This window comes from Pseudomonas sp. B21-023, assembly GCF_024749165.1.
GTDB lineage: Bacteria > Pseudomonadota > Gammaproteobacteria > Pseudomonadales > Pseudomonadaceae > Aquipseudomonas.
The window spans coordinates 5,773,221-5,791,986 of the sequence record NZ_CP087190.1; the positions used below are offsets into that span (position 1 = coordinate 5,773,221).

Annotated in this window: 18 protein-coding genes; 6 read left to right on the forward strand and 12 right to left on the reverse strand. The window is 63.6% G+C overall.

Going from position 1 to position 18,766, the window contains the following annotated elements; translation table 11 throughout:
- Positions 1–52 precede the first annotated feature (52 nt).
- Positions 53–1,456 carry an aminoacyl-tRNA deacylase and HDOD domain-containing protein gene (locus tag LOY42_RS25985; protein WP_139674847.1) on the forward strand — a complete coding sequence of 468 codons (1,404 nt, stop codon included), beginning with the start codon at positions 53–55 and terminating at the stop codon, positions 1,454–1,456.
- Positions 1,457–1,546: 90 nt separating this feature from the next.
- Here LOY42_RS25985 and LOY42_RS25990 read toward each other — a convergent pair whose 3' ends face one another.
- From LOY42_RS25990 to LOY42_RS26005, 4 genes are all read right to left on the reverse strand, one after another.
- On the reverse strand, positions 1,547–1,924 hold the full coding sequence (locus LOY42_RS25990; protein ID WP_139674844.1) for a helicase: 378 nt from the start codon (positions 1,922–1,924) through the stop codon (positions 1,547–1,549).
- A 133-nt stretch (positions 1,925–2,057) separates the two neighbouring features.
- Positions 2,058–2,354 (reverse strand): HU family DNA-binding protein, encoded by a 297-nt coding sequence (locus LOY42_RS25995; protein WP_046857600.1) that lies wholly within the window; start codon positions 2,352–2,354, stop codon positions 2,058–2,060.
- A 188-nt stretch (positions 2,355–2,542) separates the two neighbouring features.
- A complete protein-coding gene (locus LOY42_RS26000; RefSeq protein ID WP_139674841.1) occupies positions 2,543–3,691 on the reverse strand; it encodes an NAD(P)/FAD-dependent oxidoreductase in 1,149 nt (382 codons plus the stop codon).
- A 33-nt stretch (positions 3,692–3,724) separates the two neighbouring features.
- On the reverse strand, positions 3,725–3,892 hold the full coding sequence (locus LOY42_RS26005; RefSeq protein WP_023532601.1) for a rubredoxin: 168 nt from the start codon (positions 3,890–3,892) through the stop codon (positions 3,725–3,727).
- A 193-nt stretch (positions 3,893–4,085) separates the two neighbouring features.
- Between LOY42_RS26005 and LOY42_RS26010 the strand changes: the two genes are divergently transcribed.
- Together LOY42_RS26010 and ubiA are read left to right on the forward strand one after the other, a co-directional pair.
- On the forward strand, positions 4,086–4,643 hold the full coding sequence (locus LOY42_RS26010) for a chorismate lyase (RefSeq protein ID WP_139674838.1): 558 nt from the start codon (positions 4,086–4,088) through the stop codon (positions 4,641–4,643).
- Complete coding sequence (ubiA, locus tag LOY42_RS26015) at positions 4,643–5,533, forward strand: 4-hydroxybenzoate octaprenyltransferase (RefSeq protein ID WP_139674835.1); 891 nt, start codon at positions 4,643–4,645, stop codon at positions 5,531–5,533. Before LOY42_RS26010 ends, ubiA begins: the two co-directional genes overlap by 1 nt.
- A gap of 54 nt (positions 5,534–5,587) precedes the next feature.
- Here ubiA and LOY42_RS26020 read toward each other — a convergent pair whose 3' ends face one another.
- On the reverse strand, positions 5,588–5,959 hold the full coding sequence (locus tag LOY42_RS26020) for a hypothetical protein (protein WP_139674832.1): 372 nt from the start codon (positions 5,957–5,959) through the stop codon (positions 5,588–5,590).
- A 174-nt stretch (positions 5,960–6,133) separates the two neighbouring features.
- Between LOY42_RS26020 and phoB the strand changes: the two genes are divergently transcribed.
- The 3 genes from phoB (at position 6,134) to LOY42_RS26035 (ending at position 9,715) form a co-directional block, all read left to right on the forward strand.
- Entirely contained in the window at positions 6,134–6,823 is a 690-nt protein-coding gene (gene phoB, locus LOY42_RS26025) for a phosphate regulon transcriptional regulator PhoB (protein ID WP_003253341.1), read from the forward strand.
- Between the two features lie 72 nt (positions 6,824–6,895).
- Positions 6,896–8,167, forward strand: a complete 1,272-nt coding sequence (gene phoR, locus LOY42_RS26030; RefSeq protein ID WP_256659354.1) for a phosphate regulon sensor histidine kinase PhoR — start codon at positions 6,896–6,898, stop codon at positions 8,165–8,167.
- A 207-nt stretch (positions 8,168–8,374) separates the two neighbouring features.
- On the forward strand, positions 8,375–9,715 hold the full coding sequence (locus LOY42_RS26035) for a hemolysin family protein (protein ID WP_258599647.1): 1,341 nt from the start codon (positions 8,375–8,377) through the stop codon (positions 9,713–9,715).
- A 50-nt stretch (positions 9,716–9,765) separates the two neighbouring features.
- Here the strand turns inward: LOY42_RS26035 and LOY42_RS26040 are convergent, their stop codons facing one another.
- From LOY42_RS26040 to LOY42_RS26070, 7 genes are all read right to left on the reverse strand, one after another.
- Positions 9,766–10,665 (reverse strand): M23 family metallopeptidase, encoded by a 900-nt coding sequence (locus LOY42_RS26040; protein WP_198755100.1) that lies wholly within the window; start codon positions 10,663–10,665, stop codon positions 9,766–9,768.
- Positions 10,666–10,816: 151 nt separating this feature from the next.
- On the reverse strand, positions 10,817–11,728 hold the full coding sequence (locus LOY42_RS26045) for a response regulator (RefSeq protein WP_046857607.1): 912 nt from the start codon (positions 11,726–11,728) through the stop codon (positions 10,817–10,819).
- A gap of 162 nt (positions 11,729–11,890) precedes the next feature.
- On the reverse strand, positions 11,891–12,661 hold the full coding sequence (gene phoU, locus LOY42_RS26050) for a phosphate signaling complex protein PhoU (RefSeq protein ID WP_023630537.1): 771 nt from the start codon (positions 12,659–12,661) through the stop codon (positions 11,891–11,893).
- Positions 12,662–12,734: 73 nt separating this feature from the next.
- On the reverse strand, positions 12,735–13,568 hold the full coding sequence (gene pstB / locus LOY42_RS26055; protein WP_031315066.1) for a phosphate ABC transporter ATP-binding protein PstB: 834 nt from the start codon (positions 13,566–13,568) through the stop codon (positions 12,735–12,737).
- Between the two features lie 72 nt (positions 13,569–13,640).
- A complete protein-coding gene (pstA, locus tag LOY42_RS26060; RefSeq protein ID WP_038707069.1) occupies positions 13,641–15,311 on the reverse strand; it encodes a phosphate ABC transporter permease PstA in 1,671 nt (556 codons plus the stop codon).
- A 17-nt stretch (positions 15,312–15,328) separates the two neighbouring features.
- Positions 15,329–17,617, reverse strand: coding sequence for an ABC transporter permease subunit (locus tag LOY42_RS26065; protein ID WP_110696810.1), 2,289 nt, complete (start codon positions 17,615–17,617; stop codon positions 15,329–15,331).
- A gap of 143 nt (positions 17,618–17,760) precedes the next feature.
- A complete protein-coding gene (locus tag LOY42_RS26070) occupies positions 17,761–18,759 on the reverse strand; it encodes a phosphate ABC transporter substrate-binding protein PstS (protein ID WP_139674823.1) in 999 nt (332 codons plus the stop codon).
- Between the last annotated feature and the right edge of the window lie 7 nt (positions 18,760–18,766).

The following is an 18,766-nucleotide window of genomic DNA, read 5'->3' on the forward strand; positions in this document are numbered from 1 at the left end:
GGCGGTCAGGCTGGTTATACTTCGCGTTTACAGAAATGATTGGATACAGGCCATGACTGAAGTTGCCCTGGATACCGCAACCCTACACGCACCGTCTGTCATCCGGCAGTTGCTCGAAAAGCTCGACGTCAGCTTCCGCGAGGTGCCCGAGCACCCGGGGCTGCCGGCCAACTCGCGCGTACAGGCCGTACTGCTCGATGACGAGATCGGTGCCTTGATGGTGCTGTTCCCGCAAAGCCAGTTGCTGGACCTCAAGCGCCTCGAGGAGTTGACCGGCCGCAAGCTAAAGGCCGTGCCGCTGGAGCGCTTGAAGCAGATGCTCGACAAGCATCATCTCAAGGCCCTGCCCGCCATTCCCGCATTGACCAGCTCGCCGTGCCAGTACGAAAAGAGTTTGCTCGACAACGAAACCCTGCTGATCCAGTCCGGTGAAGCCGGGCTGCTCCTGGAAATTGGCCGGACGGCTTTCAAGAAAATGCTGGTCAAGGCCAGCGCCAGCACCTTCGGCCAGCCGATCAGCGATATTCGCCTCAGTTTCGATCAGTTGGACGGCCCTCCCAGGGAAGTCATCCGCGCGGTCCAGGCTTTCACCGCCCGCCGCATCCAGCAACGCCTGGAGCAGACCATCGAAATTCCGCCGCTGGCCGACACCGCGCAGAAGATCATCAAGCTGCGTGTCGACCCCAATGCCAGCATCGACGACATCACCGGCGTGGTCGAAACCGACCCGGCGCTGGCCGCGCAGGTCGTCAGCTGGGCGGCATCGCCCTATTACGCGTCACCCGGCAAGATCCGCTCGGTGGAAGACGCCATCGTGCGGGTACTGGGCTTCGACCTGGTGATCAACCTGGCCTTGGGCCTGGCCCTGGGCAAGGCCCTGAGCCTGCCCAAGGACCACCCGCAACAGGCCACGCCATACTGGCAGCAGTCGATCTATACCGCTGCCGTGATCGAGGGCCTGACCCGTGCCATGCCGCGCGCAGAGCGCCCGGAAGCAGGCCTTACCTATCTCGCCGGGCTGCTGCACAACTTCGGCTACCTGCTGCTGGCCCACGTCTTCCCGCCACATTTCTCGCTGATCTGCCGCCATCTGGAGGTCAACCCGCACCTGTGCCACAGCTATGTAGAACACCACTTGCTGGGGATCAGCCGTGAACAGATCGGTGCCTGGCTGATGAAGCTGTGGGACATGCCTGACGAACTCTCCACAGCCTTGCGTTTCCAGCATGACCCGACCTATGACGGTGAGCACTCGGCCTTCCCGAACCTGGTGTGCCTGGCTATTCGCTTGCTGCGCTCGCGCGGGATTGGTTCGGGACCACAGGGCGAGATCCCGGATGCCCTGCTCGAGCGCCTGGGGCTGACCCGGGACAAGGCGCAAGAAGTGGTGAACAAGGTGCTGGAGGCCGAGGCGTTGCTACGTGAGCTGGCCTCGCAGTTCCACGCGCCGCATTGATGTGTTGGGGCGCCTTGCGCCCCTTTTTGCCAGCCAGCCCGCTCTGTGGGAGCTGGCTTGTCGTGGCGACAAACCGCAGCCCCGGTGATCTCAACCCTTTTTCTTCTTCGGTTTCAGGTACTTCATCAAGCCCTGGAACCAAATCACCAGCGCCGGATTGCCCTTGATCTGGATGTTTTTCTCCTGAATCCCCTGCATGAACGCCAGCTGCTTGTTACCGGCCTGCAGCGTGGCGAAACCGAAGGCGGCATCCTTGAAGGCAATGGCGAACGCCGGCTGCGGGTGCAGGCCGCCCTTGCTGCTGATGCGCAGGTCCTTGACGATGAAGTGCCGGGCAACCTTGCCGTCGAGCGTCTGCATCTGGAAGACCAGGTCCTTGTCCTGCAGCTGCTGCTGGAACGCCGGGTTGTTGCGGCTGGCCTTGGCCATCAGCAAGCCCATGGCCCAGAGAAGAAAACGAAACTTCATCAACGCGCCTCGAGTGAAAAATGACTGAGTCGCGCAGTTTATCCGTTTATCGCCCTGTTTATGCAAGTTCGCCGCATTTGCTTACCAGAAACACAACGGGCGCCTTAAGGCGCCCGTCTCGATGGCTTGTCGATCACTTTTTCTTGGCAGGCTTGGCCGGTGCGTTGACGCTGTCACGCAGGCCCTTGCCAGGCTTGAAGGCGACAGTGTTGCTGGCCTTGATCTTGACCGGCTCGCCCGTCTGCGGATTCTTGCCGGTGCGGGCACCGCGGTGGCGTTTTTCGAAGGTGCCGAAGCCGACCAGGGTGACGGTGTCCTTGTCGAGTGCGCCGGTGATGCTGTCGAGAATCGCGTTGAGGACCTGGTTGGCCTTTTCCTTGGTCAGATCGGCCTTTTCGGCGATGACGGCGGCGAGTTCTGGTTTACGCATAGTGAAGCCTCTTTGACGGGATTTCTTGTTGTTATGCCGTGCTGCCGAAGGGAGCAGCGTTCAAGGCACCGCAGGCTCTAGGCTGCGGCAGACGCCAGTGAGGATGGCACGCCGACCGGGGCCGCGCCAGTATCTGGGCGGCCATTGTCGCGGCAAGAACAGGATAATTCCGACAGAACGCCCGCTATTTACGCCATCAAGGGTGGCAACTGGCGATTCAACGCCAGTTTCTCCATGACTGCGCCGCCAGTCAGGGCGTAGCCCAGCAGCTGGCCATCGGCGCCATGGCAGAGCACTTTCAGGTCGCCACCACTACCTTCCACCACCCAGGTGCCCTCGTGGCCTGCCGGCACGGGGGACACCACCAGCGGACAGGCCGGGGTCTTCACGGTGACCGGCATTGGCCCATAGGCCACCGCGGTCGGGTTGCCGGCCAGGGTCTGGGCCAAGGCACGGGCACAGGTCATCAATGGCATGACGTACAGCAGGTTGATGCCATCGACCTCGGCGCAGTCGCCCAGGGCGAAGATGTTGGCGTGAGAAGTGCGCAGCTGGCGATCCACCACCACCCCGCGGTTGACCTGCAGGCCCGCTGCGGCCGCCAGGTCGGTGCGCGGCCGCAGGCCGATCGCAGACACCACCAGGTCGCACGGGATGACGCTGCCGTCGGACAGGTGCGCCTCCAGTGCCGCCCCGGAGCGTTGCAGGCGGGTCAGCACCGGGCCGAGATGGAAACGCACCCCCAACCCTTCCAGGCCTGCCTGCACCGCGGCGGCCGCCGCAGGGTGCAGCAAGGTCGGCATTACCTGTTCGCACGGCGCCACGATCTCGCACTGCAGGCCACCCAAGGTGAGGTCGTTGGCGAATTCGCAGCCGATCAGGCCGGCGCCGAGGATCAGCACCCGTTGCTTGCCTGCGGCAGCGGCACGAAAACGTGCGTAGTCCTCAAGGTCGTTGATAGGGAAGACCAGCTCGCCCGCATCGCCTTCCACAGGCACCTGCACAGTCTGCGCGCCCCAGGCCAGTACCAAGTCGCGGTACGCCACCGCTTCTTCGCCGATCCACAGGCGCTTGTGGCCGGGGTCGATGCCGCTGATGCGGGTGTGGGTGCGGATCTCGGCCTTGAGCTGCTCGGCCATGGCGCCCGGTTCGGCCATGCACAGGCCGTCGGCGTCCTTCTGCTTGGCAAAGCCGGTGGACAGCATCGGCTTGGAGTAGGAGCGACCGTCGTCAGCGGTGATCAGCAGCAGCGGCGTGTCGCCGTCCAGCTTGCGAAACTCTCGCGCCAGGTTATAACCGGCAAGACCGGTACCAATGATCACCACGGGGGACGTCATGTCGTGCGTTCCTTGTTCAAACCAGGGTTGCGATCAGCCAATGGCGATCATTTCGAAGTCACTCTTGCCTACGCCACAATCAGGGCACAGCCAGTCTTCCGGCACGTCTTCCCAGCGAGTGCCGGGGGCGATGCCGTCGTCCGGCCAGCCGTCCGCTTCGTCATAGATCAGGCCACAGACAATACATTGCCACTTTTTCATCGGGTGCTGTTCCTCGGTCAGGCTCATTGGTGCGTTGCAGTTGGTGGCCTGGTCGCGGGGCACGCCCGCGCCTGCAAGTGACCACCGTGCAATCTCTGGTCGGCTTTTGTACTGGGCCTGCTGGCAGTATGCAAGCCAGGACGGCAATCATGCTAAGCTCGCCGCCTCTCTGGCCTGTATCAAGCATACCGACGTGCCGTACGAAACCCCGCAAGCAGCCGCTGTCGCGTGGCTGGCGTATCCGCAACTGGCGCCCCTGCCCGATCAGCCGACCCTGAACTGGCTGTTCGATGAAGGCTCCCTGACCCGTCGCCTGACCGGTCTGTCCCATGACCACTTCAGCGTCACTCCTTTGTTCGAGGGCTGGCAGCCACTGCGTGACGATGAATGCGCCGCGTTGGGCCTGCGGCCTGGCGCGCAGGGCTGGGTGCGCGAGGTCTACCTGCGCGGCCATGACCATCCCTGGGTGTTCGCTCGCAGCGTGGCCAGCCGCACGGCGCTGGAACGCGGCGGGCTCGACCTGGAGACCCTGGGCAGCCGCTCGCTGGGCGAGCTGCTGTTCTGTGACCAGGCGTTCGTCCGCCACCCTATCGAAGTATGTAGTTATCCACAGGGCTGGCTGCCCGCCGAGGTCGCCAGCGCCGGGCTGTGGGGACGGCGCTCGCGCTTCGAACGCGACGGCCTCGACCTGCTGGTGGCCGAGGTGTTCCTGCCCGCCCTGTGGCACGCGGCCAAGGAGGAAAAACGCTGATGTACCTGCAACTGCTCAAGTCGCTCAACCACCTTCACCCGCGCGCCTGGGACTTTGTCCAGCTCAGCCGCATGGACCGCCCCATCGGCATCTATCTGCTGCTGTGGCCGACGCTGTCGGCGGTGTGGATCGCCGGCAACGGCTCGCCGACCCTGGCCAACGTGCTGATTTTCGGCCTCGGCGTGGTGCTGATGCGTGCCGCCGGCTGCTGCATCAACGACTTCGCCGACCGCAAGGTGGACGGCCACGTCAAACGCACCGCCGACCGGCCACTGGCCAGCGGCCGGGTAAAGCCCCGCGAAGCACTCATGCTGTGCGCTTTGCTGGTGGGGGTGAGCTTCCTGCTGGTGCTGTGCACCAACGCAACAACAGTATGGCTGTCGTTCGGCGCGGTGGCCCTGGCCTTCTGCTACCCGTTCATGAAGCGCTACACCTACTACCCGCAGGTGGTGCTGGGCGCGGCGTATTCCTGGGGAATCCCGATGGCTTTCACCGCCGCGGGTGGCGAACTGCCGGCCAGCGCCTGGCTGCTGTACATCGCCAACCTGCTGTGGACGGTGGGGTATGACACCTACTACGCCATGGTCGACCGTGACGACGACCTGAAGATCGGCGTGAAATCCACCGCCATCCTGTTCGGCGAGGCAGACCGGGTGATCATCCTGAGCCTGCAGTTGCTGTCGCTGGGCTGCCTGCTCCTGGCGGGCAACCGCTTCGAACTGGGCGGCTGGTTCCACCTGGGGCTGCTGGCGGCGGCGGTATGCTTCGCCTGGGAATTCTGGTCGACGCGCAAGCTGGACCGCGAGTCGTGCTTCAAGGCGTTCCTGCACAACCACTGGGCGGGGTTGTTGATCTTCATGGGTGTGGTGCTGGACTACGCGCTGCGCTGAAATTGTGCAAGCCAATGGTGGGAGCGGCCGAGCGGCGCTCCCACGCCTGGTGCATCAAGGCTTGGCGACGTGCCAGACATCCTTCATGCCATCGCCGGTGGTCTCGCCGGCCTTCTTGTCCTTGACGAAGGTGTATAGCGGCTTGCCGTCATAGGCCCACTGCATCGAGCCATCCTCACGGGTGACGTGGGTCCACTTGTCCTTCGGCGCCTCGTCGTCCTTCTTGACCATCAGCGGCGGCCAGTTCTTGGCGCACTCGCCATTGCACATGGACTTGCCACCAGCGTCCTTGTCAAAGGTGTACAGCGTCATGCCATCGTGGTCGACCCACATGCCATCCTTCTCCATGGCGTGATGAGCCGACGCCACCCCCGGCACTGCCAGCGCAGCGCAAAGGGCCATCCAGCTCAGCGTATGTCGTGTCATTGGAATCACCATTGTTCAGGGGTGGATTGAATGTTCGCGGCCGCCCTCGCGGCCCCTTGTAGCCTAGTCCAGTCACGCAATGTCGCCAGAACCGCCCACGCCCTGTCACACAGCTGCAATAATTCCGTTATCTAATGCGGGCCAAGACATCGTTCCTGGGAGAGGTAATTGAGCATGGTTGGCAGAAACATTCTGATCGTCGACGACGAAGCGCCTATCCGCGAGATGATCGCCGTTGCATTGGAAATGGCCGGCTATGACTGCCTCGAGGCCGAGAACTCGCAACAGGCCCACGCCATCATCGTCGACCGCAAGCCGGACCTGATCCTGCTCGACTGGATGCTGCCGGGCACATCCGGCATCGAGCTGGCCCGCCGCCTCAAGCGCGACGAGCTGACCGGCGACATCCCGATCATCATGCTCACCGCCAAGGGTGAAGAGGACAACAAGATCCAGGGCCTGGAAGTCGGCGCCGACGACTACATCACCAAGCCGTTCTCGCCCCGTGAACTGGTGGCGCGCCTGAAGGCCGTGCTGCGCCGCACCGGCCCAAGCGACAGCGAAGCGCCGATCGAAGTCGGCGGCCTGCTGCTCGACCCGATCAGCCACCGCGTGACCATCGATGGCAAACCGGCCGAGATGGGCCCCACCGAGTACCGCCTGCTGCAGTTCTTCATGACTCACCAGGAGCGCGCCTACACCCGCGGCCAGTTGCTCGACCAGGTCTGGGGCGGCAACGTCTATGTCGAGGAGCGCACCGTCGACGTGCATATCCGCCGCCTGCGCAAGGCACTGGGTGAAGCCTACGAAAATCTGGTACAAACCGTCCGCGGCACTGGCTATCGCTTCTCGACCAAAAGCTGATCGAAGCCCAAGCGCCCGCTGTACAAGGACTGTCAATTGAACCAGAACTGGCACGCGACCCTGATTCGCCACATGCTCCTGCTGATCACCGTCTGCCTGATCGGCGGGCTGGTCAGCGGTTACTATGGCTGGAGCCTGGCCATCGGCCTGGCCTTCTACCTGGGCTGGACACTGAAGCAGTTGCTGCGCTTGCACGACTGGTTGCGCAATCATCAACCCGATGAAGCGCCACCCGATGGCTACGGCCTGTGGGGCGAAGTGTTCGACAGCATCTATCACCTGCAGCGCCGCGACCAGCGCGTGCGTGGCCGCCTGCAGGCAGTGATCGACCGGGTCCAGGAGTCCACCGCTGCCCTTCGCGATGCGGTGATCATGCTCGACAGCGACGGCAACCTTGAGTGGTGGAACCGCGCCGCCGAGACCCTCCTGGGCTTCAAGACCCCGCAGGACGGCGGCCAGCCGGTGACCAACCTGGTGCGCCACCCGCGCTTCAAGGAGTACTTCGAGTCGGAGAACTACGCCGAGCCGCTGGAGATCCCTTCGCCGATCAACGACCGCCTGCGCGTGCAACTGCACCTCACCCGCTACGGCAACAACGAGCACCTGATGCTGGTGCGCGACGTGACCCGCATCCACCAGTTGGAACAGATGCGCAAGGACTTCGTGGCTAACGTTTCCCACGAGCTGCGCACGCCATTGACAGTGATCACCGGCTACCTCGAGACGCTGCTGGACAACGTCGAGGACGTGAACCCGCGCTGGAGCCGGGCCTTGCAGCAGATGAGCGCGCAAGGCTCACGCATGCAGACGCTGCTCAACGACCTGTTGCTGTTGGCCAAGCTCGAAGCTACCGACTATCCCTCGGACAACCAGCCGGTGCTGGTCGACACCCTGCTCACCGCCATCAAGAACGACGCCCAGGCCCTGTCCGGCCCGCGCAACCAGCGAATCAGCCTGGAGGCAGCGCCTGGCATACGGCTCAAGGGCAGCGAGTCGGAGCTGCGCAGTGCGTTCTCCAACCTGGTGTTCAACGCGGTCAAGTACACCCAGGACGAAGGCAATATCCGCATCCGCTGGTGGGCCGACGAACAGGGCGCGCACCTCAGCGTGCAGGACTCGGGGGTCGGTATCGAGGCCAAGCACCTGCCACGCCTGACCGAACGCTTCTACCGCGTCGATTCCAGCCGAGCCTCCAACACCGGCGGCACCGGGCTGGGCCTGGCGATCGTCAAGCATGTGCTGATGCGCCATCGCGGGCGCCTGGAAATCAGCAGCGTGCCGGGCCATGGAAGCACCTTCACCTGTCATTTTGCGCCAGCACAATTGGTCGTGAACAAGGGCTGAGATCCGAGGGCCGCTTCGCGCCCCATCGCCGGCAAGCCGGCTCCCACAGGAAAGATGCGGCCCTCGTGCGAACCGGCTTGCCGGCGATGGGGCGCGAAGCGGCCCTTTGCTTTTGCAGCCTCAGCCGCTACATTGGATCCCCTGTGCCAGCAAACGCTGGCACTTTTTTTCTTACATTTCAGCAGACGGACCCCGTAAAACCCCATCATGGACCCTTCCCCTGGTATCAGCCTCACCTCGTTGTTCGCCGATTTCGGCATGATTCTCTTTGCCTTGTTCCTGGTGCTGCTCAACGGCTTCTTCGTGGCTGCCGAGTTCGCCATGGTCAAGCTGCGCTCCACCCGCGTCGAATCCATCGCCGAGCTGCATGGCTGGCGTGGCAGCATCCTGCGCAAGGTGCACAACCAGCTCGACGCCTATCTCTCGGCCTGCCAGCTGGGCATCACCCTCGCCTCCCTGGGCCTGGGCTGGGTCGGCGAGCCGGCGTTCGCCCACCTGCTCGAGCCGCTGCTGGCTTATGTCGGCGTGGACAGCCCGGAGCTGATCAAGGCGATCTCGTTCTTCGTCGCCTTCTTCGTGATCTCCTACCTGCACATCGTGGTCGGCGAGCTGGCCCCCAAGTCGTGGGCGATCCGCAAGCCCGAGCTGCTGTCGCTGTGGACCGCCGTGCCGCTGTACCTGTTCTACTGGGCGATGTACCCGGCGATCTACCTGCTCAACGCCAGCGCCAACACCATCCTGCGCATCGCCGGCCAAGGCGAGCCCGGGCCGCACCACGAGCACCACTACAGCCGCGAGGAGCTCAAGCTGATCCTGCACTCCAGCCGTGGCCATGACCCAAGCGACCAAGGCATGCGCGTACTAGCCTCGGCCGTGGAGATGGGCGAGCTGGAGGTGGTCGACTGGGCCAACTCGCGCGAGGACATGGTCAGCATCGATGCCCATGCGCCGCTGAAGGAAATCCTCGCCCTGCTGCGCCGTCACAAGTTCAGTCGCTACCCGGTATATGACGCCGAGCGCGAGGAATTCACCGGCCTGCTGCACATCAAGGACCTGCTGCTGGAGCTGGCAGAGCTCGACCACTTGCCGCAAACCATCGACCTTGCAGACCTCGCCCGCCCGCTGGAACGGGTATCCCGGCACATGCCGCTGTCCCAGCTGCTGGAGCAGTTCCGCAAGGGTGGCGCGCACTTCGTGCTGGTCGAGGAAGCCGACGGCAAAGTGATCGGCTACCTGACCATGGAAGACGTGCTGGAAGTGCTGGTGGGCGATATCCAGGACGAACACCGCAAGACCGAGCGCGGCATCCTCGCTTACCAGCCGGGCAAGTTGCTGGTGCGCGGTGATACGCCGCTGTTCAAGGTGGAGCGCTTGCTGGGTATCGACCTGGACCACATCGAGGCGGAAACCCTCGCCGGGCTGATCTACGAGACGCTTAAGCGCGTCCCTGAGGAAGAGGAAGTGCTGGAAGTCGAAGGCCTGCGCATCATCATCAAGAAGATGAAAGGGCCTAAGATCGTGCTGGCCAAGGTGCTCAAGCTCGATTGACCTGAGAGCCCGCGCCTACATTTGTGGGAGCGGGCTTGCCTCGCGATGCGTCATGGATTCCCTGCGGTAAAGTCCGGCAGTCCACCGATTGGCCGGTCGAACTGATACGGGATCGACTCCAGCGCCAGCCCCACATTGCGCTGCACCACAAAATGCAGGTGCGGCCCGCTGCTGTTGCCGGTATTGCCCGATTTGGCCAACGCCTGTCCCTGGGCAACCCGCTGCCCCTCGCCCACCACCACCGAGCCGCGCATCAGGTGCAGGTAAACGCCCATGGTGCCGTCCGGGTGCAGGATCCTGACGAAATTGCCCGCCGGATTGTTGCCCCGCCCGCTCTGGTTGTTCTCGATCTTCACCACCACCCCGCCACGTGCCGCGATGATCGGTGTGCCTTCGGGCATGGCGATATCCATGGCGTAGCGGCCCTTGGGCCCGAAGTGGCTGAAACGGCCGTTGGGGCCCTGGCTCAGGCGGAACGGCCCACCCTTCCAGGGAAACGGATAACGGTAGCCCTGCGGGCGCTGGCCCGGGTCTCCCATGGCGTAGCGAAACTTGGTGTCGTACTTGAGGCGAGCCCCTTGGCGAGCCTGCACCACGCTGAGGATCAGGTTCGAGCGCGGCGGTACCAGGCGCCGGACGATGCGCGAGGCGTTACCGCCCTGGGCATTGGCCAGGCGCTCTACACGCAGTTCAACCTCCATCGGCACGAACAGCTCGTTGCGCGCGACAAAACGCACGCCACCGGCGAAATCCTCGGTCTTCAGCCGCACCTGGCCGTCCAGGCGCTCGACCATGGGTTCGCGGAACACGAAAACCTTGGCGCCCACGCTGGGCCGGTCGGAATAGGAAACCACGCCATAGGTATCGGTGGTCTTGTAGATGGTCATGCCCAGGCTCGACGCCGAGGCCGTGAGCAAGGCACAGAACAGCAGCAGTCGGGAAGGCGGCATGATGGTGGCTTTTTGACAGTGGTGTTCTGTCGAAGCCTAGCAGCCGGATTTGAGAGGGATATGACAGTTGGTCGGGATGCTGGAGGTGTAACGTGGGAGGGGGCAAGCCCGCTCCCACAACATCCGCTCCGACGCGATGCTCAAGCGCTCATCAAGCGCCAGGCGTGAAATGCTTCTGCGCCGTGCCGCGGGCGATCAGCCGCGACAGGTAGTCGAGTTTCTGCGCATCCTGGTCGACGAACTTGAAGGTCAGCTGCAGCCAGTCGCTCTCAGGCTTGGGCTCCAGCGCCGCAATGGCGTGCAGGTAGCCGTTCAGGCGCGCGGTTTCGGCATTCTCGCCTTGCTCCAGGTCCAGCACCGCGCCTTCGAGCACCTGTGGCAGGTTGGTGCCGCGGCGCACCACCAGCAGGGCTTCCTTGAGGCTCAGGGCCTTGATCATGCACGGCTGGGTTCCGCTGGACAGGCGCAGTTGGCCTTGACCACGACCAGCCTGGGCCGCCGCAGCGGCAGTCTTCGGCGTAGGGGCGTTGATCAGAGGCTTGGCCGCTGCTGCCACTGGCGCGGCGACGGGCGCGTTCACCTTAGCCGCCTCCGGGCGACCACCGGTCAGGGCGCTGAGCGAGTCATTGGCGAACGCCGAGTTGACCCGCGCCGGCGCGCTGGACATCAGGCTGTCGAGCTTGCCGATCTTGGTCAGCGACTTCTTCACCTTGGTCAGCAGCTGCTCGTTGGTGAACGGCTTGCCAACGAAATCGGAAACGCCGGCCTGGATAGCCTGGATCACGTTCTCCTTGTCACCACGGCTGGTCACCATGATGAACTGCATGGTCTTCATCTCTTCCTGCTGGCGGCACCAGGTCAGCAGTTCGAGGCCGGACATCTCTGGCATTTCCCAGTCGCACAGGACCAGGTCGAAACGTTCCTTGCTCAGCATGGCCATGGCCTTGCGACCGTTGACCGCGTCCTCGATCACCATGCCGGGGAAGGCATTGCGCAGGCACTTCCTTACCAGGTCGCGGATGAACGGGGCATCATCCACGACCAGCACATTCACTTTACTCATCGATACTCCTCTTGATCCCGGCTAGCATACCGCCGACTGATGGCCATTTGCCAAACCACTGGTCACGCCGGGACTTCTCACACGGTTCGCGGGTGCCTGCTGGTGCTCGACCGCAAACGAAAACGCCCGGCGGTTGCCGGGCGTTCATGCTCGGGAGCAATCCTATTTATCGTCCGGTTCGGCCGGAACATTAGCGATTTCGCCCTCATCGAACGCTTCGCCCTGCACCTCGGCCTTCATGCGCTTGAGGCCCATGTGCCGCACGTCGGTACCACGCACCAGGTAGATCACCAGCTCGGAGATGTTGCGTGCGTGATCGCCAATACGCTCCAGCGAACGCAGGGCCCAGATCACGCTCAACACGCGGGAGATCGAGCGCGGATCTTCCATCATGTAGGTGACCAGCTCACGCAGCGCTGTCTTGTACTCGCGGTCGATGGTCTTGTCGTACTGGGCCACCGACAGCGCCAGGTCGGCGTCGAAACGGGCGAAGGCGTCCAGCGCGTCGCGGACCATGTTGCGCACCTGGTCGCCGATGTGGCGCACCTCGACGTAGCCACGCGGCGACTCGCCTTCCTCGCACAGCTGGATGGCACGGCGGGCGATCTTGGTGGACTCGTCACCGATGCGCTCCAGGTCGATCACCGACTTGGAGATGCTGATGATCAGGCGCAGGTCGGAGGCCGCCGGCTGGCGACGGGCGAGAATGCGCACGCACTCCTCGTCGATGTTGCGCTCCATCTGGTTGATCTGTTCGTCGACCTCGCGCACCTGCTGCGCCAGGCCCGAGTCGGCCTCGATCAGCGCGGTGACGGCATCGTTCACCTGTTTCTCCACCAGCCCGCCCATGGCCAGCAGGTGGCTGCGCACCTCCTCGAGCTCGGCGTTGAACTGCTGGGAGATGTGGTGGGTAAGGCTTTCTTTGTTGATCATCGTTTCGCTCCGCGAAGCAGCTGCAGGCTTCAAGTCGTTCGTGTCGTTCCCTGGCGTTCCTACCTTGCCGGTCTTAGCCGTAGCGACCGGTGATGTAGTCTTCGGTCTGCTTCTTCGCCGGGTTGGTGAACAGGGTGTCGGTATCACCGAATTCGACCAGTTTGCCCATGTACATGAAGGCGGTGTAGTCCGAAACACGGGCCGCCTGCTGCATGTTGTGGGTCACGATGACGATGGTGTACTTGGATTTCAGTTCGTAGATCAGCTCTTCGACCTTCAGTGTCGAGATCGGGTCCAGTGCCGAGCACGGCTCGTCGAGCAACAGCACTTCCGGCTCAACGGCAATGGTACGGGCGATTACCAGACGCTGCTGCTGGCCACCTGACAGGCCCAGCGCCGACTCGTGCAGGCGGTCCTTGACCTCATCCCACAGGGCCGCGCCCTTCAGCGCCCACTCGACGGCCTCGTCGAGCACGCGCTTCTTGTTGATGCCCTGGATACGCAGGCCGTAGACCACGTTCTCGTAGATGGTCTTGGGGAACGGGTTGGGCTTCTGGAACACCATGCCCACGCGGCGACGCAGCTCGGCCACGTCCTCGCCCTTGCGGTAGATGTTGTTGCCGTACAGGTTGATGGCGCCTTCGACACGGCAGCCGTCGACCAGGTCGTTCATGCGGTTGAAGGTGCGCAGCAGCGTGGACTTGCCGCAGCCGGACGGGCCGATGAAGGCAGTCACGCGCTGCTTGGGGATGTTCATGCTGACGTCGAACAGCGCCTGCTTGTCGCCGTAGAACAGGGACAGGCCGGGTACTTCGATGGCCACGGTCTCTTCAGCCAGGCGCAGGCTCTGCTTGTCGCGGCCCAGGGCCGACATGTCGATGCCGTGGGCGTGGGATTCATGCTGCATGGTCAACTCCATACGCTATCAATTCGTTTCAAAGGGCCGCCCGGCATCCGGGCGGCGCGCTTGCAATCAGGATCAGTGGTCCAGGGCCTTGTACTTCTCGCGCAGGTGGTTACGGATCCACACCGCCGAGAGGTTGAGGGTGGCGATCACCAGCACCAGCAGCAGCGCGGTGGCGTACACCAGCGGCCGCGCGGCCTCAACGTTGGGGCTCTGGAAGCCGACGTCGTAGATGTGGAAGCCCAGGTGCATGATCTTCTGGTCCAGGTGCAGGTACGGGTAGTTGCCGTCCACCGGCAGCGATGGCGCCAGCTTCACCACACCCACCAGCATCAGCGGGGCCACTTCGCCGGCGGCGCGGGCCACGGCGAGGATCATGCCGGTCATCATGGCCGGGCTGGCCATCGGCAGGACGATCTTCCACAGGGTCTCGGCCTTGGTTGCGCCCAGGGCCAGCGAGCCCTCGCGCACGGTGCGCGGAATACGCGCCAGGCCTTCCTCGGTGGCCACGATCACCACCGGCACGGCCAGCAGCGCCAGGGTCAGCGAAGCCCACAGCAGGCCCGGCGTACCCAGCGTAGGTGCCGGCAGCGACTCGGGGAAGAACAGCCGGTCGATGGAGCCGCCCAGCACGTAGACGAAGAAGCCCAGGCCGAACACGCCGTAGACGATCGCCGGAACGCCGGCGAGGTTGTTCACGGCGATGCGGATCAGCCGGGTCACCGGGCCCTGCCTGGCGTATTCACGCAGGTAGACGGCAGCCAGCACGCCGAACGGGGTGACGATCACCGCCATGATCAGGGTCATCATCACTGTGCCGAAGATGGCCGGGAAGATACCGCCTTCGGTGTTGGCCTCACGCGGGTCGTCGCTGAGGAACTCCCACACCTTGGCGAAGTAGGCGCCCATCTTGGTAAAACCGGACATGGCGTTCGGCTGGATGGCGTGGACCACCTTGCTCAGGTTGATCTCCACTTCGCGGCCGTTGCCGTCGCGGGCTACCAGACTGTCGCGGGCGAACTCCTGGTGCAGGCCGTTGAGGCGCTCTTCGATGGCCTTGTAGCGGTTGTTCAGTTCGGCGCGCTCGGCGTCCATGTCGGCCTGTGCAGCGGCGTCGAGCTTGCCGTCCAGCTCCAGCTTGCGGCTGTGCAGGCGCAGGCGCTCCAGGCCGTGGTTGATGGCACCGATGTCCTTCTTCTCGAGCTTCACAAGCTGGTCGTTGAGTTGGCTGGCGCGCTTGAGGCGGGCCTGCAACTCGTTCCAGGCTTCCGGTCCCTGGGCGACCACACGGCCTTCTTCCTTGACGCTGACCAGATAGCCGTAGAAGTTGCCCCATTCGCGGCGCTCCAGGGCAATCAGGTCGGCAGGTTTCTGCTGGTCGACCAGCCACTCGCCGACCACCCAGGTGAAGTCGCTGCCATTGAGGTCGCGGTTGCCCACCTTGATCAGCTCGCGGGTCATGAACTCCGGGCCTTGGTCGGGCACCGGCAAGCCGGCACCCTTGAGGCGTTCCCGGGGCACTTCTTCCTTCTGCACCACTTCACCGATGACGATGTGGTCAGCCTGGCCCGGCACCTTGTAGGTGGCCTGGACCAGGTCGGCCGGCCAGAAGTGGCCCAGGCCGCGGACGGCGATCACGGCCAGCAGGCCGACGGTCATGATGACCGCCATGGCCACCGCGCCGCCACTGATCCAGACGCCGGGGGCGCCGCTCTTGAACCAGCCTTTGAGGGAATCCTTTTTCACGGATCTCTACCTTTCTATCAAAGCGACGAGTATTTCTTGCGCAGGCGCTGGCGAATCAGCTCGGCCAGGGTGTTCATCACGAAGGTGAACAACAGCAGCACGAGGGCGGCGAGGAACAGCACACGATAGTGGCTGCCGCCGACTTCCGATTCGGGCATTTCCACGGCCACGTTGGCGGCCAGGGTGCGCATGCCCTCGAACAGGTTCAGCTCCATCACCGGGGTGTTGCCGGTGGCCATCAGCACGATCATGGTCTCACCTACCGCACGGCCCATGCCGATCATCAGCGCCGAGAAGATGCCCGGGCTGGCGGTGAGGATGACCACGCGGGTCAAGGTCTGCCATGGCGTCGCGCCCAGGGCCAGCGAGCCCAGGGTCAGGCTGCGCGGCACGCTGAACACAGCGTCCTCGGCGATGGAGTAGATGTTCGGGATGACCGCGAAGCCCATGGCGATACCCACTACCAGGGCGTTGCGCTGGTCATAGGTGATGCCGAGGTCGTTGCTGATCCACAGGCGCATGTCGCCCTTGAAGAACCAGCTCTCGAGGAACGGACTCATGTACAGGGCAAACCAACCGATCACCAGGATCACCGGGATCAGGATCGCCGCTTCCCAGCCATCAGGGATGCGCAGGCGGATCGACTCCGGCAGGCGGCTCCAGCTGTAGCCGGCAAGCAGGATACCGATCGGCATGATCAGGAACAGGCTGAACACGCCCGGCAGGTGGCCTTCGAGGTACGGCGCGAGGAACAGGCCGGCGAAGAAGCCGAGGATCACCGTCGGCATCGCTTCCATCAACTCGATCACCGGCTTGACCTTGCGGCGCATGCCCGGGGCCATGAAGTAGGCGGTGTATATGGCGGCGGCGATGGCCAGCGGGGCAGCCAGGATCATCGCGTAGAACGCGGCCTTGAGCGTACCGAAGGTCAGCGGCGACAGGCTCAGCTTGGGTTCGAAGTCGGTGTTTGAGGCGGTCGACTGCCAGACGTACTTGGGCTCGTCGTAGTTCTCGTACCAGACCTTGCCCCACAGCGCGCTGAAGGAGACTTCCGGGTGCGGGTTCTTCAGGCTCAGCGGCAGCAGCTTGTTGCCTTGCTCGATGATGATGCGGTTGGCGCGCGGCGACAGGGCGAGGATGCCCGCGCCTTCGGCGACCGGCTCGACCAGCAGGGTGCGGTGCGCGGTGCTGTGGAACACGCCGAGCTTGCCTTCGCTGTCCAGGGCGATGAAGCCCTTGCGGCGCTCCTCGGCGTCGATCTGCACCACCGGGGCCTTGCCCAGCTGGAAGCTGCGGATCAACTTGAAGCGCGACTCGCCATCGGGGTCGCGGGCCATGAACCACTGGCTCAGGCCACCCTTGGAGTCACCGAAGATCAGCGAGATGCCGCCAACCAGCTGGGCGGTCGCGGTGATTTCGGCGTTGCCGTCCTCGAGCAGCTTGTAGCGGCCGTTGAGGCTCTTGTCGCGCAGGCTGAACACGTCGGCGGTGGCGCGGCCGTTGACCACGTACAGCCACTGCTGGCGCGGGTCGATGAAGATGTTCTTCACCACCTCGGTCATCTGCGGCAGTTCGATACGGTTCTGCTCGACAGTGACCTCGTCAGTCATCATGTTCTCGGTGCGCGACAGTTCGATCACCTGCAGGTGCGCACCGGTGGAACCGGCCAGCAACAAGGTGTCGCCGTTGACGTTGACGCTCACATGCTCCAGCGCGCGGCCTTGTTCATCCAGGGTGAACAGGTCCTGACCATAGGGGAAGTCGATGCCCGCCTCGATGGTCTTCTTGTTGTCCGGATAGGTGATCTTGTAGGTGTGGTGGAACACCAGCGCCTGGCCGTTGGACAGGCCCACCACCACCAGCGGGCTGCCCGGCTGGTCGGTGCTGATCGAGCTGACCTGGGCGCCGGCCGGCAGCGGCAGGTCGACGCGCTTCAGTTCGTTGCCGGTCTTGGTGTCGAAGAACAGGGCCTGGCCCTTGTCGGATACACGCATACCCACGAGGTTCTGTTCCTCGAGGGCGATCAACAGCGGTTTACCAGCGTCCTGCTGCAGCCAGGTCGGCTCCAGCGCCTTCTTGCTGGAAAGCGTGGCGCCCTGGAACAGCGGCAGCACCACATAGGCCAGGTAGAAGAAGATCAGCGTGATCGCCGCCAGCACGGCTAGCCCGCCCACCAGGACATACCAGCGGGTCAGGCGATCCTTGAGGGCGCGCAGGCGGCGCTTGCGTTGCAACTCGGGCGTATTGAAGTCAATGCGCACGGGAGGAGAATTTTGGGTCATTGTGGAGTTGGCCAGATCATTCATGCGCACACCCTAGCGGTCCCGTATGACAAAAACATGACAGTGCAGTGACGCAAAAAAGCCCGCCGCGCAGGAGCCCTGGCTTCGGACTAAGGAATTCGTGGAAGAGGCCGGTATTATTAGTCACCGGCCTCAACCTCAATTACTTACTTCTTTGCAACGTTACCCGCGTGGGACAGGCCCAGGTCGGCCAGGGTCTTTTCGACCACTTTGGCTGGCAGCGGGATGTAGCCGTCCTTCACGACAACTTGCTGGCCGGCCTGCGACAGCACCAGCTTGACGAACTCGGCTTCCAGCGGGGCCAGAGGCTTGTTCGGCGCCTTGTTGACGTAGACGTAGAGGAAACGCGACAGCGGGTAGGTGCCGTTCAGGGCGTTGGCTTCGTTGTCTTCGACGAACGCTCCGCCTTCTTTCTTGGCCAAGGCAACGGTCTTGACGCTGGCGGTCTTGTAGCCGATGCCCGAGTAGCCGATGCCGTTCAGCGACGAGCTGATCGACTGCACTACCGAGGCCGAGCCAGGCTGTTCGTTGACGTTAGGCTTGAAGTCGCCTTTGCACAGGGCTTCTTCCTTGAAGTAGCCGTAGGTGCCCGATACCGAGTTGCGGCCGAACAGCTGGATTGGCTTGTTGGCCAGGTCGCCGGTCACACCGATGTCGCCCCAGGTCTTGACGTCAGCCTTGCCGCCGCACAGGCGGGTGGAGGAGAAGATAGCGTCAACCTGAGCCATGGTCAGGCCCTTGATCGGGTTGTCCTTGTGCACGAACACGGCCAGGGCGTCCACGGCAACCGGGATGGCGGTCGGCTTGTAGCCGTACTTCTGCTCGAAGGCCTGCAGCTCGACGTCCTTCATCTTGCGGCTCATCGGGCCCAGGTTGGCGGTGCCTTCGGTCAGGGCGGGTGGCGCGGTCGAGGAACCAGCGGCCTGGATCTGGATGTTTACGTTCGGATATTCCTTCTTGTAGGCCTCGGCCCACAGGGTCATCAGGTTCGCGAGGGTGTCGGAACCGACGCTGGAGAGGTTGCCCGAAACACCGGTGGTCTTGGTGTAGGTCGGGATTGCAGGATCGACAGCGGCGACCGCATTGGCGGCAGCGACGCCAGCGGCGGCAAAGGTCAGGGCCGCCATCAAACGCTTCAGTTTCATGCCTTGC

Excerpts from the sequence above, each read along its gene's own strand:
- LOY42_RS25990 (WP_139674844.1), bottom strand. The coding sequence starts at position 1,924 with ATGAAGTTTCGTTTTCTTCTCTGGGCCATGGGCTTGCTGATGGCCAAG.
- LOY42_RS26035 (WP_258599647.1), top strand. The coding sequence starts at position 8,375 with ATGGACCCTTCCCCTGGTATCAGCCTCACCTCGTTGTTCGCCGATTTC.
- LOY42_RS26045 (WP_046857607.1), bottom strand. The coding sequence starts at position 11,728 with ATGAGTAAAGTGAATGTGCTGGTCGTGGATGATGCCCCGTTCATCCGC.
- LOY42_RS26065 (WP_110696810.1), bottom strand. The coding sequence starts at position 17,617 with ATGAATGATCTGGCCAACTCCACAATGACCCAAAATTCTCCTCCCGTG.
- pstB (WP_031315066.1), bottom strand. The coding sequence starts at position 13,568 with ATGCAGCATGAATCCCACGCCCACGGCATCGACATGTCGGCCCTGGGC.
- LOY42_RS25995 (WP_046857600.1), bottom strand. The coding sequence starts at position 2,354 with ATGCGTAAACCAGAACTCGCCGCCGTCATCGCCGAAAAGGCCGATCTG.
- LOY42_RS25985 (WP_139674847.1), top strand. The coding sequence starts at position 53 with ATGACTGAAGTTGCCCTGGATACCGCAACCCTACACGCACCGTCTGTC.
- ubiA (WP_139674835.1), top strand. The coding sequence starts at position 4,643 with ATGTACCTGCAACTGCTCAAGTCGCTCAACCACCTTCACCCGCGCGCC.
- LOY42_RS26040 (WP_198755100.1), bottom strand. The coding sequence starts at position 10,665 with ATGCCGCCTTCCCGACTGCTGCTGTTCTGTGCCTTGCTCACGGCCTCG.
- phoB (WP_003253341.1), top strand. The coding sequence starts at position 6,134 with ATGGTTGGCAGAAACATTCTGATCGTCGACGACGAAGCGCCTATCCGC.
- phoU (WP_023630537.1), bottom strand. The coding sequence starts at position 12,661 with ATGATCAACAAAGAAAGCCTTACCCACCACATCTCCCAGCAGTTCAAC.
- LOY42_RS26020 (WP_139674832.1), bottom strand. The coding sequence starts at position 5,959 with ATGACACGACATACGCTGAGCTGGATGGCCCTTTGCGCTGCGCTGGCA.
- LOY42_RS26000 (WP_139674841.1), bottom strand. The coding sequence starts at position 3,691 with ATGACGTCCCCCGTGGTGATCATTGGTACCGGTCTTGCCGGTTATAAC.
- LOY42_RS26005 (WP_023532601.1), bottom strand. The coding sequence starts at position 3,892 with ATGAAAAAGTGGCAATGTATTGTCTGTGGCCTGATCTATGACGAAGCG.
- LOY42_RS26070 (WP_139674823.1), bottom strand. The coding sequence starts at position 18,759 with ATGAAACTGAAGCGTTTGATGGCGGCCCTGACCTTTGCCGCCGCTGGC.
- phoR (WP_256659354.1), top strand. The coding sequence starts at position 6,896 with ATGCTCCTGCTGATCACCGTCTGCCTGATCGGCGGGCTGGTCAGCGGT.